The sequence below is a fragment of the Leptospira stimsonii genome, from assembly GCF_003545885.1.
Lineage (GTDB): Bacteria > Spirochaetota > Leptospiria > Leptospirales > Leptospiraceae > Leptospira > Leptospira stimsonii.
Genome location: NZ_QHCT01000007.1, coordinates 67,705 through 85,708, shown reverse-complemented (window position 1 = coordinate 85,708; position 18,004 = coordinate 67,705). Strand labels below are relative to the sequence as shown.

Here is an 18,004-nt window from a genome sequence, read left to right as displayed (position 1 = left end):
GATCTATTCCGTATTCAGAACGCCCGGAAGATCCACGTAAAAAGTGGATCCTTCACCTAGTTTGCTCTGAGCGTAAATTCTTCCTCCGTGAAGTTCGATGATCTTTTTACAAACAGCGAGTCCGATCCCGTTGCCTTCAAAGTCTTCCCGTGCGTGAAGTCTTTGAAAGAGCGTAAATATCTTCTCTTCGTGTTTTTTGTCAAAGCCGATTCCGTTATCGAAAAAAGTAATCTGAATCCATTTCCGCTCCTTCGGGTGGGGAACACATTGAATGATCACCTCCGGAATTTTACTCTTATTAAACTTCAAACCGTTCTTGATCAAATTCTGAAAAACCATCCCGATCTGTGCGGGGTCACAACGAGCAAATCCTACCTTACAGTCGACGACCTTCGCGTTTTTTTCTTTGATATAAATTTCAAGATCTCCGATCGTTTCTTTTAAGACCTTGGTCAAATCGGAATTTCGAAACGGCTTCGCTCTTGTTTTGATTCTGGAATACGAAAGAAGTCCTTCTATCAATTTGGAAAGCCTATTTGCGGAAGAAGCCATTCTCTGTAAATAGTCCAACGATTCCGGATCCAGCTTCGCATTCTTCTTTAAAAGGCGATCGCCAAAAGCCATGATTTTCCGAAGAGGTTCTTGAAGATCATGAGAAGCGATGAACGCAAAATCTTCCAGGTCCGCGTTCGAACGTTTTAATTCCTTCGCAAGAGCCTCCAGTTGTAACTGCGTTTTTTGCATATCCGTGATGTCTTTACCGGTCGTATAGACCAGACGATGTTCCTTCGAAAAGGTGACCTTCCAAAGAATACTCTTCACCTGTCCGTCCTTGGCGACATAGCGAAGAATTTCGGAAATATTCTGTTGATTTTTTCTGAACTCGTCTCTGATTTTGATCATCTTCTCCCGATCATCCGGATAAATGATTTCCGATATATCGAACTTAGACAATTCTTCAGTCGAATATCCTAAAATTTCCTCCCACGCCTGATTTCGCTCGATGACCTTTCCGTCAGGCGCGGAAATTTGAAACATATCTCCTGAAAGTTTAAAAAATTGATCCTTCTCCTCCTCGGCTTCCTTATTCCGGAATAACACTTCGATCTGATCGGAAATCAATTCAAACATTTGAATATAAGATTCTCCTGAATCGATTTCTATGTGAGTGCAGAATTCCAATACGTAGCTTTCGTGCCCGGTCTTTAGAGGCACTGCGATCCAGGAACGGACTCCGGATTGAATCGCCTGCCTGGTCCTTTTGAAGTCGGTTTCCTTTTGAATGTCTCCCGAGAAATACGTTTTATCCGTCGAAAATACCTTTCCGATCAGACCGTCTCCGGGTTTGAACTTCGTATCAAAGGAAAGAATCCGATATCTCAAAAAAGTAGAATCGACGGAATGCCAGGAAGCGTTCTCCTCCAGGATCAATTCTCCGTTTTGGTATTTCCACGTTTGTGCGAATTTCCAGGAAGTTTCTCTGCATATAACCTCGAATAGAATTTCAAACGATTCCTTTACCGTCGATGCCTTCGGAATTCTCATAGAAATCTCTTTGAGAATGTTTTGTTCCGTTTCCCTTCTGCGGACCTCGGTGATGTCCTGAAAAAAGACGGAGAGACCTTCTTCAAAAGGAAAAACTCTGAATTCTATTATGTTTCCTGTATGTTCGTTTTTGAATTCGAAAAGAACGGGTTTGCGTGAGAACGCCGCAAGTTCGTATTTTTCACGAAAGAATTGGGCGGCCGCCTCCGGATAAAGATCCCATATGTTTTTACCGATCAATTCCTCTTTCGTCTTTCCTAACGTGATCAAAGAGTGTTTGTTAGCTGAAATAAATCTCCAATCTTTGGAAAGGGAGAAATATCGATCGGACATACTTTCGATGATCGATTGTTTTTCATCCCTGTTTTGTTTTAGAGCGTAATTCGTTTCCACAACATCGGATACGTTGGAAAGAACCGCTAAAACGGCGAAGGAATCTCCGTAGACGATCCGGTTTGCGGAGATCTTCATATAAAGAATTTTTTTGTCCTTTCTCCAGTGTCTCCAAATCCCCCTGGATTGAATTCCGTTCTCGCTCGCGAAACCTTTTAAAACGACGTCCAAGTCCGCACGGTCCTCTTCCGGACGAATGTCGAGTAGACCCAAGGACCCGAATTCGTTTCTCGAGTACCCGTAGAGATAGATCGCCGCGTCGTTTGCGGAAAGAATCTTGAGTGTGGAAGGATCGAAAAGAATAGCAGGCTGAGGAAGTTTATAAAATATACTTTCGACACCTTTGTGCTTTTCGGATTCTTCCAATTCTCCTTCTCTCGCCAACACTTCGAAGGTATAGAGGCGAATCCGATACGTTCCTTCTTTCAGGACGTCCTCCCAAAAAAGACGAAGAATCCAGTCTTTATATATTAGAGTTTCAAAATATTTAGATTCTTGAATGTTTTTTTTGAGAACGTTTTCGGTGAACTCCGCATAATTTCGGATCTTATCGTGCAAGTGGATTAGGAAGGAAGAAAAACCGGTCGGAGCCGTATCAAAGAGTTGAAGTTCCCAAAATCGGAAACACTCGCGGGAGAATAAAATTCTACCATTCGAACGTTCTTCGAGAATACAAATACTTTCATGAAAGGATGGAATCTCGGTCGAGAATTCTTCCAAGGTTTTGAATCTGGGTGGTGGCATGTCGGCTTCTAAAGAAGGACAATTCTAACTTCAACCAAACACGAATTTCAATTAAAAAACGGTTATTTAGAATATAGTTAGTTTTTTCCTAATTTCGTTTTTCCAGAAGTGAACCTTCTCTTTTCCGGTTTGATAACCGATATCGTATAATTTCTGAAATTGGTCCCAATCGAAGGTTGAATAGCCTCCCACAGGAAGTTCGATGTAGAGATCCGAATTGTCCCTTGTTCGATTTAACGTATTTTTACTCGAAAGCATCAGGGAACGCATCATGATCTCGGCTACTCCGGGATATTTGCTCTTTAAACTCTGTCTGGAAAGATGATGAAAGAAAATTCTCAAAAAGGAAGGTGCTTCTCCCAAATACTGGGGTCCGAGAAAATTTTGATACGTCAAATCCTTATCAATCTGACCTCCGCCGCCGAGATCGACCGAGATAAGAATTCCGGCGCCCTTCTCCTTTAAGATGGAACCGGGAAGATTGTCGAGCAAACCTCCGTCGACAAAAAGTTCTCCGTTTTCGGAAAAGGGAGGGAAGATACCGGGAATGGATGTGCTCGATCGAACCGCTTTCCAGAGCAGTCCTTTGTCAAAAACTTTCCTCTCCGCTTTCGTTAGATTACAAGCGATCGCATAAAAAGGAATCGGAAGTGTCTCGATATTTCGATCCTTAAAAAATTCGTGAATCGCGTTGGAATAACGTTTTCCGCGAACGAGAGAAACAAATGGAAAAGTGAAATCTCCGAGAATATTTCGATCCAACCAAAAGTCTCGAATGAGAGGAAGAATTTCCGAAGAGTCAAGGCCCATCGCAAACAACCCGCCCATGATCGAACCGGCGCTCGTGCCTGAAATCATATCCACCGGAATATCGTTCTCTTCAAAACACTTGAGAAGACCGAGATGAGCGAAACCTTTTGCACCACCTCCGGCAAGAGCGACTCCGATACTATTGCCGGTAAGTTTTCTAGAAAGTCTTCCGAAGTCGGCAGGAACGTCACGGCGAACGATACAATGTGCGATCCCTTGAAATTCCTGAAGAATCGATTCGATTCTTTTCCAGTTTTCGAATTTGGAATCGATCAAGAAGACGATTTCTTTTTGGATTTCTCCCGGCAACAAAGTCTGTGCGGTGACAAAGTCCAGACTCGGACTCCGATCGGGATCGATTAGGATAAGAATCCGATCCGACTGACGAAAACAGGTTTCTCTCCAGCCGGGTTGATTCAGCTCCGTTTTAAATATTAGTTTTTCATAATATTTTTCCAACTCGTAAAACCAATGAACCAAATCCGAGATCCGATAGTTCTGCGAAACCTTTGCGCCTTTTGAGGAAGACTTTGCTCTGACTTTGTGGAAGGATTCCGCATCTACAAGAATCGTTTTTCCGAATGATTTTAATCCGTTCTGGAGAGATCGAAAGAATTGATCGGAAGAATTTCTGTCCACTGCGAGTGGAAAAACGGAAACAGTCCGAACTGAATTCGCCTTTTGAAATCTTTTGTGGCGTTCCTCACCGAGGCGATGAGCGATCGTTCCCGTAATTTGAAACAGGGCGTCCGGAGAATTTGAAAAACTTTTACGAAAGTCATCTCTTGAGATTCTTACTACTTGGCTCGTTCTCAATGAGATCACGGTCGCGGAGCGTTTGTCTCCACTCAAAAGAGCCATCTCGCCGATGATATCTCCCTTTCCCAATTCTCCTTCCGCGAGCACCTCGCCGTTTTTGGAGTGAACGATCCAAGAAAGTCTTCCGGAAACGAGGATAAACATGGAATCGCCGATATCGCCTTGTTTGAGAAGGATTTCACCGCCCGGTATCACGAGCCATTCCATTCGGGATTCCAAATCGGACAATGTCGTCTTATCGAGGTGAAACAATAATTCGACAGAAGAAAGAAAATCCAAAAGCTCTTTTCGAGAAGGCCTAAGTTTCGAAACATGGAAGAGGTGATTTTCGCGTTTGAGATCGACGATCCATTTTTTCCAGTGAACGAACTTGGATTCGATTCTCAACAGATCATCGGGTTGAATATAAAGAATTTCCGATATACCCGAGTAGATCACCTTGTCCGGTTGAAACAAAAAATAATCTCCGGGAAATAAGTCACGAAGAATCAGACTGCTTTCTTCGGTGTTGAGAAGTCTTTCCTCGATTTTTCCGGTGAGAACCAGACACAACGATCCTTCGGTCACGATTCCGAGCGATGGGGTTTCGTCCGTCCAATGGATCGATCGAAGGGATTTTCCGATCGATTCCTCGGCTTTTGTATCCTTCCCGTTGGGAAAATGTGAAGAAGCTTTTGTGCGAAAACCGCGAAAGGCTTTCAGAAGTTTTTTTTGAGATTCAAAAGAATGATTACTAGATCGAGTCACCGATTACCTTCATTTTAAAACCGTTTCCATCGAATCAAAGATAGTTTCATCTTCGCGTGGTCGGTTTCCATTACGAATCGGATTGGAGCCGTTCTCTGAAACGTAAGTCTTTGAAGCTTGTCCAAAACTCCCCGAGAAATCCACTTTTTTTTAAAAGTATTTTTGTAAAACGTTCCTCCGTTTCATCAGAAACAAAGAACAAACAAGGAATGCGCAAGGGAATCGAAGTTTCAGAAGCGCTTCTCCACAGAGCGAAATTCAAGGTCATTCGAACCCGGAAATATTTTACTGATTTGTAGAATGACTTTCTTCTATGGATTCGATCATTTTGATAAGCGAATGCGTGGATTTGCGCTTCGTTGTTCGGACGAAAGTTCGCCGCGGCGGCATTCCTTCTCGCCCCCAGCGGCACGGAAACGATAAGATCCGAAACTCCTACCCAAGGTCCAAAGCAAAATATCCTTTTCTATCTTTCTACCGAATCCGAAAAATCTTAACCGGAGAATTCATGTTCAAATCGTTTTCTTGCCGTATTCCCTTTGTAAAATCGGGGATGAGCCGTCCGAACCGTTAGAGCTTACGTTTGCGAGCGAAAAAAACGGACCAAGGATCCAGTCATTGTGTCCCGGTCGACTTGTCGGCCTTTTCCTTTTAAGAAAGAGATCGGAACGACACTTCCATTTTACAAAAATTGCTAACACGACATCCTTTTTCAGAAATAACCAGCTTTCTATAAAAACGGATTTTTTGCATACGGAATGAAATCGAATCTTGAATTGCGATTCCGGCTTCGTGCCGGAGGCAAGATTCGAGGAGTGAAAATTTCAATCAGAAAGTTTTTAAATTATCATAAGCTATTTTTATAAAGGAACAAAGATCGTTTAATGGATGTAAATTATTGAACAAGGTTCATTCTGCGCAAAAGTGTGATATAAAACTCCGGGTGCCAAGGGAATGAATTTTTTAAAAAGCGAAAGAGAATCAGCGGCCAACTTATCCGGAAAAATACGATGCAGTTTCAAAGGAGAGTGTATCGAATTGGATCCGAGTATCGAAGAGGAGTTAATAGCCTTTCCCGATCTAAAAGAAAAACTTTGTAAGATCGTTATATCGATTTCTCAGTTTTCACATCAAAACAAGAACAACGCAACGACCTTCGAACTCTTTATGGAAATCGTTAGCGAAAGCGAACAGACATATCATTTGTATGCGCTCGTATTCCATAAAAAAGAAGAAATCACTTTCGAGCTTACAAAGATACCTGCAGTACCAAACTCTAAAGTGAAATTAATCACAATCAAAGAAAGAATCAACGCGCATAAAGCGGAATTCAAAACGTTCTTAGGCAAATCCCGTTCCGCATTCTTCTTAATCGAAGTTCAATTCGTTTCCGTAAAAGGAAATCCCGAACCGGAGATGGAATCTTTCGAACAGGTGTTTATGGATCTATCAACGGAAATTTTTACGCTCACAAACGGAAATACAAAGATCATACGATATTCTCAAAATAAAGTTTTGGTAATCATTCCCGTCGAAAACGAAAGATTCAATCTTTCCGCTCTTTCGAAACAGATCATATCGATTATGGATTATCCGCTTTCTCATAATGAAACGGAATTGTTTTTTAAGATTTCGATAGGCGCGTATCTCATGAAGGATCAAAAAGAATCCTTTAAAAAAATAAGATCAAAGCTCACGGAATCTCTTAAAAAAGCCGCCAAATATCCGTTCAGTCATTATATTCTCGGAGAACAAGAAGAAGAGATCGAAAGACAAAAGGCGATTCAACTCTATTCCTCTCTCAAGAACTCGATCTTTAACGAAGAATTGATACTCAAGTATCAGCCTATTCTGAATTCTAAATCTAAAAAAATTGAATTCGTAGAAACACTTACAAGATGGGTTCACGCCGTAAACGGAAATATAAGTCCCGAGATCTTCATACCAATCGCGGAATCTTCAGGACTCATTCTTACGATCGGTGAATGGGTGATGAAGAATGCGATCAGCGAAATCGCCATTCTCAAAAAAATCTCAGGCATCGATCCCGATTGTAAACTGACGATCAACGTTTCTCCGATCCAGATCAATCAGAAAGACATCACCGAACAACTTTTGAAATTGGTAAGAAGACATGAGACGACTCCGGAGAAAATTCTCGTGGAAATCACGGAGACATCGATCGATACCGATGATAATTACGCGATCGATCGATTGAAGGAACAGGCTCAGACTCTCCACCTCGAAGGATTTCAGATTGCCATCGACGATTTCGGTAAAGGTCATTCCAACTTTTCAAGACTCGAGCAAATTCCATCCGATATCGTTAAGATCGATAAGAATTTAGTCTTCGGAGCGTTACACGACCCTGCAAAGACAAAGATTTTAACTTCGATCGTAGGAATCATTCATACGATGGGAAAAAAAGTGATCTTAGAAGGAATTGAAAATCAAGACTATGAAAAAATCGCAATCGATACCGGCGCGGATTATCTGCAAGGTTATCACTACTATTATCCGATGAACATCGGAGGTCTGTCTAAGGTTTTCGAAAACGAACTGAACGAAAACCCACAATTACAAAGTTCGAAATATTAAGCAAAGAGTTACTTTTTTATTTTATCCATCACAAAATACATATCGATCTCACCCTTATTCTTTGCAGGGACCTTACCTCGATACTCGCAGAGAAAATGATCACGAACGAGTTCGTAAGTAAATTGAGAGACGTTGATCTTTCCGGGTTCTCCTTTGGATTCAAGTCTGGAAGCTAGATTGACGGTATCACCCCAAACGTCATACGCGAATTTTTTCCTTCCGACGATTCCGGCCATCAAGGGACCGGAATTGATTCCGATCCTAAGTTCCCAGGCGGCTTCTCCTTTCGTTCGTTTTAGCCGATTCATAAACTCTTGAATTTCCCAAGCGGCGTTTACCAAGTCGATGGCGTGGGACGGGGACGGCTTTGGCAAACCGCTCGCGCACATATACGCGTCTCCGATCGTTTTTAATTTTTCAAGACCGTGTTTTTCTATGATCTTGTCGAATTCGGAAAAGTAAAAATCCAATTCGCGAACCAAATCCGAAGGTTTCATCTTATCCGCGATCAGGGTGAAATTCTTAAAATCGGTGAACAAAACGGAAGCGGATTCGTAATACACGGGTTCAACAACGCCCCTTTCTTTCAACTCTTCCGCAACTTCAAACGGGAGAATGTTCAAAAGTAAATCGTCGGATTTTTTCTTTTCAACGCTCAGCTGTTGATAGAGTTTTTCTAATTCTTCGTTCTTTCTTTGGATTACGATTCTCGCGGCTTCTACTTCCTGGTTGATCGTCTTTAGGATCGAACCGTGAAAATCTTTTACGTTTTCCAGATTCTTCCTGTATTCCAATTCTCGATCGAACTTCATTCTCAAAAAACGATTTTCTTTTTTGATCTCTTCGTTTAGTTCCTTATCGGAAAGAAGGCTGACCGCAATCCCGCTTTCTTTTACGGAAGGAAAACTACGAGTCGTTTCCACTTCCGTCGAGGTTCCGATCAAAAGAGTGACCATCGTACAGTTATGAAGTAGGCTTCTATCTTCGTTTTCCAAAGGAGCGATTTCACCGAACGTATAAAAACCGAAAATCGGGATATTCTCCGGTAAATTTCTTTCAAGGATTTGAATTTCCTCTTTTACACGAGTTCCAAGGAGATGTTTTCGCATGATGCAAGAAAAAGCGAATGCAAGTGTTGGCTGAAATTTTTTCTTAGACTTACTCGAATTCAAGGAAGTATCCTTGAGGTCGTCTACGATATAATTACGCAGAGCTTCCGTTAATTGGACTTCGGCACCCTCGGGAATTTCTCCCGCAAAAAGAACACTCCCCTCTTCCTCGTTAAACCCGCCCGGAACACGGAGATAAAAATGTTCCGAATTTTTTTCATAAACCGCCAGAGGAAATTCGGGAGCCGGAAAAGAATAATCGCCAAGATAATAGTGGTAATAGTCGATCGCTCGCATATCATCGATTTTTAATACGTTCTTTCCTTTTACGCTCGTCGCAGTCGCTCGTCGACCGATCGGTTTCCACGTGTTGGAAAGGCTGTAACTGTATTCGACCGGCCCCGCAAAAAGAAGAATCACGGAAGAATCGGTAAGCACCTTGTCTCGATAAAACTGATTGATTGGAAGATCCGTTCCGAACGGACGAGCGGAAACTCCTCCGAAAACCTTACAACCCGGAGCCAAATTTTTATTCAACGTCTCAACGATGGAATTTGCCGAAAGTGTAAAACTGTCCGTAAAAAGGACGCAGAGTTTTTCCTCTTTCTCCAATGCGTTCTTTGCTTCACCTAACGCCAATTTGGCGCTAATTTCGGAATTACCTTCCGGATCGGATCCTCGTCCGATCGAGAACTGAATTTCATCCGAGTAAAATAAAAGAAGAATGACGGAATCGTCGCTAAAACCCAAATCGCTCGTGAGTTCACCTGCGGTAGTGCACCCAACGAGCAAAATTCCGGGAAATTCTTTATTGATGGTTTGAAGCATTAATTCGTGATCGAAGCCATGCCCCGCGAAAACCATTCCGGCGCTCGGGAAATAATCTCCCAGACTCAGCTTACTCTTTACGATCGCCGCACGAGTGGCGGATAACGTATCGATATCTTCTCCCTGACCGATTCCTACTAAAAGCATTCAAACGATTTCCTATTGGTTATAATGTACGCAAAATTTCGATTTTTTCGAGACGAGATAAAGACAGATTCTTATTAACGAAACAAAGTGGCAAATGTTTTGCGATCGCGCCTATCGCTTCCGATCATTTGAAATAATTTTTTTATCAAATTCTTCTTCTTTTAATTTCCAAAGAAAGAACAAACCGAGGATCGGACCGATTGAAAGCAACGTATAGAGATAACGAGGAATCATGGAAACGGATAACACATTTATAATCTGAATGCTTAGAATCGTAATTCCAAAACCGATACAATTCACGATCGTAAGCGATGAACCTCTCGACTCCTCCGGAGAATTCTGTGCGACCAAGGTAGAAAACAAAGGTGAATCCGCGATCACCACCAAACCCCAAAAAAATAAAAAACAAAGTAGAAATAGAATCGAACTTGAATATAACAGAAACGGAGAAAGAAAACAACAGGTACACGATAAAAACAAGGCCGAAAATGCGGTCCATTTTAAACCGAAATACTCCGAAAGAAAGCCGCTCAGAACACAGGCGAGAGCGCCCGATCCGATGATAAGAAAAGAAAGGATGGGAACATTGATCGTGTTATCCGGAAAACGGTGATTGTAGTCTGTGAGCATCCAAGGGACAAAAGCCCAAAACGTATAGAGCTCCCACATATGTCCGAAATATCCGAAGGATGCGTATCTAAAATTCGGTTTCTTAAATCCGCGAAGAAACGAGACAAGATTTAATTTCTGACCGATCTTTCGATACGGACCGTTGGGAACAAATAAAAAGACGGAGAATCCGCCTAAGAACGACAAGAGCGAGGTTGTATATACAACATACTTCCACGGATAACTCGAAATCAAATCTCGTATCAAATGGGGAAGCGCCGTTCCCAAAACCAAGGCGCCTACCAAAAAACCCAACGATTTTCCCAAACCGGAACGAGTGTGATCCGAGGCCAATTTCATTCCGACCGGATAGATTCCCGCCAAAAAAAATCCAGTAAGAAATCGGAACGAAAGAATCGGCCCGGGAGATACAAATCCAAAAGCAATCGCAAGGTTGAAGATTCCGGCGAGAATAGAACTTATGAAAAAAACATAAGAAGGTGAATAACGATCTGAAATCGTAAATACGGAAAAGATCAACGTCCCGCTAATAAATCCAAGCTGAATCGCACTCGTTAGATGTACAAAAAAAGAAGGATCTAGATCGAGATCTTTCCCCATTTCGGAAACGATCGAATTCCCAGCAAACCAAAGAGACGTGCAAAAAAATTGAGCGATTACGATCGTTGGCAAAAACTGCTTCATTCCACGTTAGACTCTTTACTCGCAGTTTTTACGCAATTTAAAATATTCTAAATCTCGAAAGCGCTTTTCGTATGCCATCGCGATTTTTGAGAATCTTAAATTTCCTATCTCGATTCGAGCTTTCTTAGACTTTCGAACACAGAGCACGAAAAGATACCGTGTTCGTCGACGGCGCTGGACTCGTTACCGCATTCTTTTTCAAAGAACACCCTTTCACTTGGATATCGTAAGAGGTCGCCGAATTTTCGATTATATTTACGGGACACGGAGCGCTCGGGCTATACACGCTTTGACCGTCAAGATCGATGTTCAAAACAAAACTTCCATTCTCACGCAATAAAACTCCGTAATTCAGAGATAGATCGACATTCATAATGTATAGAGTCGGTAAATCAAAAGGATTGCCTAAATTTACGGATCCGTCCGGACAAGGGTCGATGTTCCGCAAAACGTTGTTTCCGCCTAACCGTATATTTGCGGTATTTATATTCGGTCGAATAAAATCCGGATCCTCGGCATTGATAGAAACCGGTGAAGGGGTTCCAAGAAGGAAAAGCAAAGGAAAAAGGTCTTCTTCCTTTTTAGGATCGGAACATTGGATGAGAATAAAGTTTAGAAATATGAAAAGAGGAATACTTTTTAGTTTCATACCTCAGAACAATAGAAGCGAACCGAAGCGGTCAACCAAGATCGCCTAACTAAGATCTTTACGGAATGAAATACATCTTTTCAGAGAAATGCGAAGAGCCTCTTCTTTTGAAAATTAACAACAGGACTCAGATGAAGCGTTTTTCTCGATTCCATTGTTTGCCGGAGCACAATCGAATAAACCGAAGTGGCGACTTCTATCGCCGTCAATCTTAAAAAAAGAAGAATATCTCGTATCCTCCAGCATCATCGCCGTATTACCGCAAACCAAGGAAGGTCGATATTTTTCAAAAAGATGATGATCATCCAAAAGAAAGGAATCTTCCGAATTTGGAATTCCTCCCAAATAAGTTGCGACTTGTCCGTAGTCCTCACACTTATCTTCTAAAGGTAGTTTGAAGGCTCGAATCGTCATAGAATAGAATTCGATATGACCAACTCTTTCGATTATCCCATCGTCGACAAGGTCCACCTTCGAACTCGACGTGACTCTGAAGTCGAAATTTCCCAGTTGATACAAGAGTCTGCGAAAGTCTTCTATATACATCGCCCCGCCCAAACATTCTCCGTAAAGAACCGGATCTTGCGCGATCTCGATCGGTATTCTTCTACTTGAAAAGATATCGGAGAAAAATAGTTCCCCACCCGGTTTCAAGACTCTAAAAATTTCGGAAAAAACTTCTTTCTTTAAGGGTGAAAGATTGATCACACAGTTGGAAATGACAACGTCAACGGAAGAATCTGGAATTCCTAAGTCGTTTAAATTTTCTATATATCCGTTCAAGAATCGTACGTTTGTTTTTTCGTAACCGAAACGCTCCTGATGGAATGGAACGTGTTTTTCCGCAACGGAAACCTGCTCCTCAGTCATGTCTACACCGATCACGTTTCCGTTCGGACCGACGAGCTTCGAAAGAAGAAAACAATCTCTACCGGATCCGCTACCTAAATCCAAAACGGTCCTTCCCTCCAAAGCAAACGGAATCGGCGAACCACATCCGTAAAAACGGTCCTTCACTTCTTCATGGATCTCGCTTAGGACGTTGCGCAGATACGATGGCATACGATCCGCCGTGCAACAGGCTGTCGTTTTCAAATCCCGATTCGATTTTAAGATCGTTCCGTAGTATTCTTTTACGTTTTCCATTACATTCGCTATTCGATTCATGATTGCACCTAATTGTTATTATACGGACCCTAAATTCAATCAAACCATTCGGGTACGGCTTTGAAAACAAAGATTCATTCTCCCCTTCCGGTTCGAGAAAGAAAAAGATTCAAAATCGCAGACGATTTCCGGCGAGCGTTCAACTCTTTTCGGAGACCTCGATAAAATCCGATTTCTCTCGGACGGCGCAATCCGGACAGATCCAATCGTTCGGAAGAGCAGACCAAAGCGTGTTCGGAGGATAACCTTCTTTCCGATTTCCTTCCCTTTCATCGTAAATATAACCGCAACCAGGGCACTTGTATTTTGACATCACTCCCCTCAAGTTTGAACATTCAAGGTAAAGAATCCTTCTCGATCCGAGAGAAGGATTCTGGAAGGAAACGTAATTCTACTTTCTTCGCCTTTATGACTTGCCATATTTCTTATATATTTCCTTTTTATGCGCATCGTCGATTTGAATTTTGCTCAAGTCTCCACCTGCCCAAGCAACAACCCTCGGGTCCATTAGACTCCGAAACAACGGAGTGAATAAGGCGACACCGAACATACCACCGTATCCGTTCGGCATTTGAGGAGAATCTTCAAAGTGTCTTAACGATTGGTAATGTCTCGTTGGATGAGCGTGATGATCCGAATGTCTTTGAAGATGAAATAGAAGCAAATTCGAAATCAAATGATTGCTATTCCAGGAATGTCTTGGCTGGCACTGTTCGTAACGTCCTTCAGAATTTTTCTGACGCAAAAGGCCGTAGTGCTCGATATAATTCGCGGTGGTAAGTTGCCACCATCCGAACGCGGCTTGGATGGGAAGAAAAATCAACATGATCTTACCGAAAGCGACGACTAACGCTCCATAAACGACGAGAGTCACCGCCAAAGGTTGAAGAATTTCATTGTCCCAATTCCAGACGCTCTTACCGCTCCTTTCCAATCGGATCTTTTCCAAATTCCAAGATCGCAAAAAAGCGCCGGGAATTTCTCGAAGCGCGAATTTATAAATATTTTCCCCCATTCTAGAGGTAGCAGGATCTTCTGGTGTCGCGACAAAACGGTGATGTCCCTTGTTGTGCTCGATAAAAAAATGTCCATAACCTACGGAAGCTAACACGAGTTTGGCTAACCATCGATCCAAGGACTCCTTCTTGTGGCCGAGTTCGTGTCCGGTATTGATCGCAAGTCCGTTTACGAATCCGAGGGAAAGAGTGAGCAATAAGAATTCCCACCAACTCAAGGAATGAGTCGCTACCCACCAAGCGCAGACAATTAAGGAAGCGTAATGGACAGGAATCGTTAAGCGCGGAAGAATTCTATAATATGGATCTTCTTCTAAAGAAGGAACGATCGATTCAGGCGGATTGTTCGGATCTTCCGGAAAGATCATATCCAATATAGGAAGGATCAGATAGAAGATGATCAATACCATCGCATAAAAAATTCCCCAACCGGTCGCGTGCACTACCCAGATCCCCAAAATCGGAGCAGAAGGAAAAATAAGTGAAAGCAACCAAACATACCGTTTTTTATCCACGTAAGACGACTCGATCCTTTCCATCGCTATCTCCTTAAATTTCTTTATTAGAAAATCTTATTTAAAACGAGATTTACATTTCGTAAATCATGGAATGATTCATTCGAATGAACGACAAAAAAACAAGTCATTTCGCGAAAACGAAGAAAGATTCCGATGGATAAAAGAACTTTCAAAGCATACTATATACTTTTCCTTACGTCAGTAAGGCAAAAGGAAGAGAAGGCGAAAGGAAACGTCAATCTTAAATACACCGTATTCTAATTGAACCCAAAACACATCCTCTACTTTGGTAATAGTAGTTAAACAAACCTACCCTCCGTTGAAATGCAAAATCGAATCGACGAAGCGAGAATCAATCCAATAGAGAATATTCTTTTCTCATCGGATCGTGAATCATTTTCGTTTCATCGCGGAAAAGAATTATATATTCTTGATCGTTAATATACGATTTCTAAAGTTAGAAATACTCTCACTCGCAAGTGAAATCCGACTTCCTATTCCTTCCAGTAGCCAAAAACTGCGCAAGCGCCATCCCGATATGCGTTCTACCTAAAATTTCCAGCTCTTAAACGAGAGCTAACGTAGAAATGCTTTCAGGCGTTTTCAGGAGTAGAAGTAAGTACCCCTACCAAGCTCCTAAAATCTCACCGGAGGTTGGCCAAACAGGAAACATTCATAGTCCATCAGCATCCTTCATTTTTTTCAGAGTGTCCTTGAATCGGTCGAGAAGCACATTTCGATTTAAACGAAGACAGACTGAAAGATCAGGACCTCCGTTCGGCCCTCGATAAACTCATTCGGTCGCATGAATTTCAGCAGTGAATACAAAATAGCGGGAGCCTTTAATTGAAGAATCTGGTTCTCGATCGAAAACGTTTTTCTACCTTGCACGTCAACTCCGAACCTTGGCTCGTAGACAGTGGTGAGTTGGGTTTTCGGAACTTCACCAGAAATGATCAAAACCCTTTGAATCCGAAATTTGGCTGAGTCGTTGCAAGGACCGTAAGACGAACACAGCCTCCTTCAATGAGTCTTTCATAATATTCGCTTAACAAAGAGAATATGTTGATACATTCCATATATCCAAGAATGTTCCCAAGGAGGAAAAATTAGCGGATTTCTTCCATGCATGGATCACTACCCGAAGGATACAATCAGACCTTATTCGTTATCAGATTTATTTAATATACAAAATACTGAATATCGGAGGGTCGATGAAAGTTGCAATCAATACAGTTGGAAGCAACGGTTTCGGAAAAAGCGTCACACTCGAATTTGGAAACAAACGGATCGGACTAATCCTTATTCTTATATCGAATCATCCAACAAAAAATCGAGAGGGGGACGACAAACCCTTTGTTGGAAAACAGGGATGCCCTCAGCGCAGGGACCGACCTTCGATTCGGAAGGTCCTCGAACATTCGCGTCTTTATGATCTTTGAATAGATTACAGTGAGCCAGAAATGATTCGAACGTACACTTATTTTACTGCTCCTAAGAAACGAAATACATAGCTCTTTTCTATCGGAAAATTCGAGCCACATGTCCTGTTTTTCGGTCGCCTTAAGAGTTCCGAAAGCCATAACCCGGGGAACAAACGACAGGATTTTCGGAGTGGAAAATTGCTCCTTATCGAAAATATAAGTTGCTCAGTGGTTTTTATTTATGAGTTTTCACTCATAAATAAAAAGCCTACTTCGTTTTCGATCCGTAGGAAATGGAAATCCGTCATGGAAAAATTTAGCTTTATTTGCAAATCAAGAAGAATACTGGGGATTGGCATTCTGGCACTTTCTCTTTTCTCCTGTGAAGATAAAAAAGATGCCGGTAAAGAATCCCCGTTGATTGCTTTGGTCAGCTCGAACGCCTCGGAAACTCAAGGTTCTCAACCCCCTCCTGGCGAAACCGGAATTTTTCCACCCTCTTCTCCTCTGCTCCCTGGGCTTTCGCAAACGACACCGCTTCATAACGCGGCCAATATTCCGGTTAACGCCAATTTGACGATTGTGTTCTCTAAAGTAGTAATGAAGGACTCCGTCACAACAAATACCGCAGACAATAGCTGTTCGGGTTCGGTTGGCCTTTCCGCGGACAATTTCGTAACTTGTGTTCGTATGAACTCGGCTCCGACGTCTCCCTTTGGAGCCAATAGTAATACCTTCCGTTTGGATCCGGCAGACCATTTAGCAATCTCCAGCCAATATAAGATCCGCGTACTCGATTCGATCATAGACGAAAGCGGAAGAAGACTTACGGCTACAGTAACTACGAACTTCAGCACCTCAGCAAGCACCGATGTCGCCGCGCCGGGGATCCTACATTCCCTTCCGTACGATGGGGACTTGTTGGTTGGAACGAATACTTCGATCTCCGTGACCTTCACGGAAGCCATGGATGCCTCGTCGCTTAACGTCAACAGCTCCAACACGACCTGTTCAGGAAGCATTCAAATTTCGAATAACAATTTCATTAACTGTATAAGATTAGCCCAACAACCGCTATTCTTCAATCAAATGCGATCCTTTTCTATTAAACCGGCGCTCCCCCTGGTTAACTTCAATGAATATCAGATTAAGATTACAGCTGGAGCCAAAGACGTATCCGGAAATTCGTTGGATGAGCAGTTTCTCACGTTTATAACTCAAACCAACGACTCTACCGCACCACAATTAGCGCAACTTCTTCCAAATAATAACCAGATTTCGGTCGCTAGAAATCGCGTCTTCCAACTTGATTTTACTGAAAAGATGAATCCAACATCGTTCGTTTTAAATCCAGTAAACAATTCCTGCTCCGGAACTATCCAAATTTCCGCAGATAACTTTAATACCTGTGTGAGGCTGAACTCGAACGTGCGTCACGACGAAAATAGGCTTGGACTATCACATTCCTTTTTTCTAATAGACCCACTCGCGCCGCAGACCACGTATAAGATCAGACTTACGAACGGGATTCAGGATTTATCGGGAAATCCTTTCGCCGGCGGAACGCAGGCTGTAGGATTCACGACCGGAGACGACCTCGACAACACTCCTCCTACAATTCTTTCGATCACGCCGACCGACGGGAGCGTCAATCAACCTTCAGCCGGATACAACGTCGAAATCACTTTCTCCGAAGAAATGAATCCGAATGATTTCACCAGAAACATTTCCAATGGTAGCTGTACCGGGAACATTCAGTTGTCTTCGGATAACTTTGTAAATTGCGTTCGCTTGAATGCGCTTACAATTTACACGGGAAACAACAGGATTCGAGTAAATTCAGGCGGTGGCGCGCTTTTACCAAATACAACTTACAAAGTGAGAATCAAAAGCTCGGTGAGAAACGCTTCCGATATACCTATCGGCGCAGATTACACTCAAATCACGGGATTCACAACGGCTCCTTAAAAAGTCATCAGGATAGGATTCTTCAAATAACGAAAGATCCTATCTTAGAAACTCTATCAATAGAAGAATGAGTGACCGTACCTTTCCGAATCATATTGGGGTTCATAAAAGAGTATCGCTCAATGGAACTGCGCAAAGAACGAAGGGATAGAAAATTGGGAACCGTATCATCGTTCTAAGTAAACCAAACGCAGGAAAATTCCCGCCC

General features: G+C 42.4%; 10 protein-coding genes. 2 read left to right on the top strand and 8 right to left on the bottom strand.

The window, feature by feature from the left end:
• Positions 1-3 precede the first annotated feature (3 nt).
• Entirely contained in the window at positions 4-2,682 is a 2,679-nt protein-coding gene (locus DLM75_RS19770; protein WP_118970229.1) for a PAS domain S-box protein, read from the bottom strand.
• A 66-nt stretch (positions 2,683-2,748) separates the two neighbouring features.
• Positions 2,749-5,058, bottom strand: coding sequence for a patatin-like phospholipase family protein (locus DLM75_RS19765; protein ID WP_118970228.1), 2,310 nt, complete (start codon positions 5,056-5,058; stop codon positions 2,749-2,751).
• A 954-nt stretch (positions 5,059-6,012) separates the two neighbouring features.
• Between DLM75_RS19765 and DLM75_RS19750 the strand changes: the two genes are divergently transcribed.
• Complete coding sequence (locus DLM75_RS19750; protein ID WP_118970225.1) at positions 6,013-7,656, top strand: EAL domain-containing protein; 1,644 nt, start codon at positions 6,013-6,015, stop codon at positions 7,654-7,656.
• An 8-nt stretch (positions 7,657-7,664) separates the two neighbouring features.
• Here the strand turns inward: DLM75_RS19750 and DLM75_RS19745 are convergent, their stop codons facing one another.
• The 6 genes from DLM75_RS19745 to DLM75_RS19720 form a co-directional block, all read right to left on the bottom strand.
• Positions 7,665-9,740, bottom strand: coding sequence for an adenylate/guanylate cyclase domain-containing protein (locus DLM75_RS19745; RefSeq protein WP_118970224.1), 2,076 nt, complete (start codon positions 9,738-9,740; stop codon positions 7,665-7,667).
• 111 nt (positions 9,741-9,851) lie between these two features.
• On the bottom strand, positions 9,852-11,054 hold the full coding sequence (locus tag DLM75_RS19740) for an MFS transporter (RefSeq protein ID WP_118970223.1): 1,203 nt from the start codon (positions 11,052-11,054) through the stop codon (positions 9,852-9,854).
• Between the two features lie 124 nt (positions 11,055-11,178).
• Positions 11,179-11,703: a hypothetical protein gene (locus DLM75_RS19735; RefSeq protein ID WP_118970222.1), complete on the bottom strand. Its 525-nt coding sequence runs from the start codon at positions 11,701-11,703 to the stop codon at positions 11,179-11,181.
• Between the two features lie 114 nt (positions 11,704-11,817).
• Positions 11,818-12,870 carry a methyltransferase domain-containing protein gene (locus DLM75_RS19730; protein WP_118970221.1) on the bottom strand — a complete coding sequence of 351 codons (1,053 nt, stop codon included), beginning with the start codon at positions 12,868-12,870 and terminating at the stop codon, positions 11,818-11,820.
• A gap of 139 nt (positions 12,871-13,009) precedes the next feature.
• Positions 13,010-13,183, bottom strand: coding sequence for a rubredoxin (locus DLM75_RS19725; RefSeq protein ID WP_118970220.1), 174 nt, complete (start codon positions 13,181-13,183; stop codon positions 13,010-13,012).
• A 93-nt stretch (positions 13,184-13,276) separates the two neighbouring features.
• Positions 13,277-14,425: an alkane 1-monooxygenase gene (locus DLM75_RS19720; RefSeq protein ID WP_118970219.1), complete on the bottom strand. Its 1,149-nt coding sequence runs from the start codon at positions 14,423-14,425 to the stop codon at positions 13,277-13,279.
• Positions 14,426-16,134: 1,709 nt separating this feature from the next.
• Between DLM75_RS19720 and DLM75_RS25070 the strand changes: the two genes are divergently transcribed.
• Complete coding sequence (locus DLM75_RS25070) at positions 16,135-17,796, top strand: Ig-like domain-containing domain (protein ID WP_118970217.1); 1,662 nt, start codon at positions 16,135-16,137, stop codon at positions 17,794-17,796.
• Positions 17,797-18,004: the final 208 nt, after the last annotated feature.